Raw genomic sequence first — 3,239 nt, 5'->3', positions numbered from 1 at the left:
CTTCCGCCCCCGTAAAATAAGCTGCTGCAAAGAGTACTTCATTGTTCTAATAGCCTTTAGCCAATACGTAAAAAGTAAAAATGGCGAAGCTACCTAACAAAAAGATGGTAGAACTCGGCCTGAAAAAGTAAACCGTAATGGCCATACCAATGTGCAGCAAAAGGAGCTGTACATAGGTAAATTTCCGTATGGGCTTAGTAGGTTTTGCCATATGCTACCAGCAATTTAGGAATTAAAGTCTGTATGGAATAGTCTTCTGCGATGCGCTTTCTAAAAGCTTGTGCTTTTGTAAGAGCTACTTCCTTATGGCTTAAAGCCTCTAAAAGCCCACGCGCTAAGGCATCAGAGTCAGAAGCAGGAACCAAATAAGCAGAATTACCAACCACATCTGCACATTGTCCAACGTCCGTACAGACAACGGGAAGTTCCATAGCACCGTATTCTAATATTGCCATGGGTAAACCCTCCGAAGTTGATGATAGCATGCCTACATCACAGGCTTTCATATACCCATTGACATCCTGCTGAGAGCCGTGTAAATAAACAGAATCGGAGAGTTCTAATGACGTTATTTGTCCCAAGACTTCTTGATAATAGGCATCGTTCCAATGCATGCCCAATAGGTGCAAACTGACCTCTGGCAGGGTTTTACGGACCGCTGCCAATGCTCTTAGTGCGTTCAAATGATCTTTCTGCGGACGAAAGTTCGCCATAAGCAATACACGATAACCGGGGCTGCCCGATACTTCCGCTGCTTGAACGAGATCAGTATCCAAAAGCGGAACAGCATTCTCTAAATAAAGCACCTGTTTTGCTTGTAAATTGTTTTTGGCCCAATCCGCTAATTTTTGATTTACGGACAACACTGTATCGAAACCTTTGGAACACCAGCGCAACATTTTGAGCGGGCGTTGCTCAAGGGCTTCGGAATTGCCGTAATGGTCGTGCCAGATCAATTGGCATCCGCTTAAAAAGAAGAGCACCAAACGCGCTGTAAAGAAAGAAGTAGCGTGAGCATGAATAACGTTCACTTGATTTCTTTTACAAAAACGGATCAAACGCAAGAGCGCAAAAATATCCAACGCACTCCGCTTCTTTAAATATAGATAACCCACTCCCGGGTCGATTTGTGCTTTGAGTTTGCCTTCAGCTCGCGTAGCGCATAAAAAAGAGGCTTCTACATTTCCGAGTAAAGCATTCGCGTAGCTCACCGCCACACGTTCTGCCCCACCTGGGTTTAAAGAGTCTATGAGTTGAAGCACTCTCATCCTTCTAGCAATTTGTGAATTTCACTCCTAAAACTATCCATGGTGTACTTACGCGACCATTTTACACCAGCCGCTGCCATATTGGTCAACCTGCGGGGTCTACTCAGCATCGCCGCTAAGGTCTCTGCATCAGTTTCAAAATCTAAAAGTAGGCCGCGCTTGCCCTGATCCAACATCCAAGGGACGCAAGAAACGGGACTCGCCAAGGGGATTGCTCCCCAAAACATGGCCTCTGCAACTGCTTTGGGCCAACCTTCTGATTGGGAAGCTAAAATGGAGAAATGGGCTGTTTTTAGTGCTTCACGCACGACCTCAGCCGGCTGATTGCCTTTAAGTGCGACTCGGTCACTCAATTGTAAGTCTGTGATCTGTTGCTCTAACTTTGCCCGCTCTCCCCCTTCTCCGTAGACGTCTAAACTAACATCCACACCTAAGTCTTTGAGTTCGCCGATAAGTTTCACAGCGTAATCTACACGCTTATTCGGGCTTAAGGTTCCCAAATAGACCATCTTTACAGCGCCGCTGTAATCGCGAGACACAACCTCTTGCTTTTCTGTTTCCCAATAGGTTGCCGTAAAGAAGGGTTTAATGTTTTTTGTCTGATCAGGCCAATCTCCATAAACCAACACTTTCATGTTTCGCGTCAAGAAGGTATTGCGCAACAACCACTTTTGAACTTTATAGCTAAAGGGCTGAGCAGCCTTGGGGGACCAATTTCCGGCATATTTGGCCGTTTTCTTTTTCCACGGGAAGATCATTTGCATCCAACAACCAAAAAGACTTATAGTTCCAGGCGGCCTTAAGTGGATGTGATCTGCCTTGGCCATGGCTAATAAGAGCTTGACTTTGGTAACAGGTATACCCCAAATCGCATTTAATAGTCCAGAAAAAGATCCAAAGTATAAAGGAGGCACAGAAACTATCTTGAGATCCTGTCTTGCAAATGCTTTGGTCAACAATTGCTTCGAATATTTTGTCGGTGCTAGTATGGTCACCTCATCTGCCTTTTCAAACCACAGGTCCAACTCAGCCACCATAGGCGCGTAGGCCACTAAGGTATCGTTCTCTTTGAGTATGGGCGCAGCACTGACAACGAGCAATTTCATTGAATATAAGCGCTAGAATTGTTATCACTGATCTTCTTGGCAGGCACTCCAGCTACTGTGGTTCCTGCTGCAACGGCTTGAGTCACTAAAGAACAAGCTGCTATCACAGCGTCATTTCCTATAGCAATGTTCCCAGCTACTACCGCATTTGCGCCGATATAAACACGATCTCCTATAGTTGGCACGCCTCTATCGGCTCCACGACCACTGACACCCACAGTAACGCCTTGTGAGATATTGCAATCATCACCAATCACAGCGTTTGCATTGATGATGATCCCTCCAAAATGCCCGATATAACAGCTGCGACCAATGGACGCACTGTAGGGTAAAGAGATCCCTGCCACGATCTCTATATACTTTTGCCAAAAAAGCCCAAAGAACAAGAAAATACGCTTCAAGAAGCCTGGAAGTTTAGAGCGGTAGATCTTATTGTTGATTCGGTATACAAACAGCGCCCAAAGCCCTTGTTGGGTGAGTAACAGTATCAAGCCATTCCTGTTGGAATAGCGTTTGTATTTTTTTATGTCTGATGCGAATCTACCCATGAACACTATTGTATGGAACGATAAAATGCGACATTTTGCGCAGTGACCTTTTGCAGATCAAAACGCGCTTTAACTGCTTGCCGAGCCCGCTTCCCCATGGCATCAGCCTGTTCCCGATTATTCAAAACCCATCGGATCTTATCGGCAATATCTTCCGGTTGATAGACATCTGCTAATAAGCCGTCTTCTTGATGGTTTATGGTCTCTGGCCCAGGGCCGTATTTGGAAAAGATCACGGGCTTTTCCAACAGCATGGCCTCTAAAGATACCAAACCTTGGGATTCCATATGTGAGGGAAATACGCAAACTGCTGCCTT

Annotated in this window: 5 protein-coding genes; all 5 read right to left on the bottom strand. The window is 45.4% G+C overall.

The window, feature by feature from the left end:
• Positions 1 to 46: 46 nt before the first annotated feature.
• Positions 47 to 211: a hypothetical protein gene (locus HRT75_RS14335; protein WP_291188183.1), complete on the bottom strand. Its 165-nt coding sequence runs from the start codon at positions 209 to 211 to the stop codon at positions 47 to 49.
• A complete protein-coding gene (locus HRT75_RS14330; RefSeq protein WP_291188182.1) occupies positions 195 to 1,268 on the bottom strand; it encodes a glycosyltransferase family 4 protein in 1,074 nt (357 codons plus the stop codon). Before HRT75_RS14330 ends, HRT75_RS14335 begins: the two co-directional genes overlap by 17 nt.
• Positions 1,265 to 2,374: a glycosyltransferase gene (locus tag HRT75_RS14325; protein WP_291188180.1), complete on the bottom strand. Its 1,110-nt coding sequence runs from the start codon at positions 2,372 to 2,374 to the stop codon at positions 1,265 to 1,267. Before HRT75_RS14325 ends, HRT75_RS14330 begins: the two co-directional genes overlap by 4 nt.
• Positions 2,371 to 2,922: a serine acetyltransferase gene (locus HRT75_RS14320; protein ID WP_291188177.1), complete on the bottom strand. Its 552-nt coding sequence runs from the start codon at positions 2,920 to 2,922 to the stop codon at positions 2,371 to 2,373. The genes HRT75_RS14325 and HRT75_RS14320 overlap by 4 nt, the downstream gene beginning before the upstream one ends.
• 5 nt (positions 2,923 to 2,927) lie before the next feature.
• A partial coding sequence (locus tag HRT75_RS14315) for a glycosyltransferase family 4 protein (protein WP_291188174.1) occupies positions 2,928 to 3,239 on the bottom strand: 312 nt, incomplete at its 5' end.

Source organism: Gilvibacter sp. (genome assembly GCF_013214815.1).
Lineage (GTDB): Bacteria > Bacteroidota > Bacteroidia > Flavobacteriales > Flavobacteriaceae > Gilvibacter.
The sequence above is the reverse complement of the archived record's forward strand: the minus strand, read 5'-3'. Positions and strand labels throughout refer to the sequence as shown.

Coding starts and splice junctions, on each gene's coding strand:
- HRT75_RS14330 (WP_291188182.1), bottom strand. CDS start 1,268: ATGAGAGTGCTTCAACTCATAGACTCTTTAAACCCAGGTGGGGCAGAA.
- HRT75_RS14335 (WP_291188183.1), bottom strand. CDS start 211: ATGGCAAAACCTACTAAGCCCATACGGAAATTTACCTATGTACAGCTC.
- HRT75_RS14325 (WP_291188180.1), bottom strand. CDS start 2,374: ATGAAATTGCTCGTTGTCAGTGCTGCGCCCATACTCAAAGAGAACGAT.
- HRT75_RS14320 (WP_291188177.1), bottom strand. CDS start 2,922: ATGGGTAGATTCGCATCAGACATAAAAAAATACAAACGCTATTCCAAC.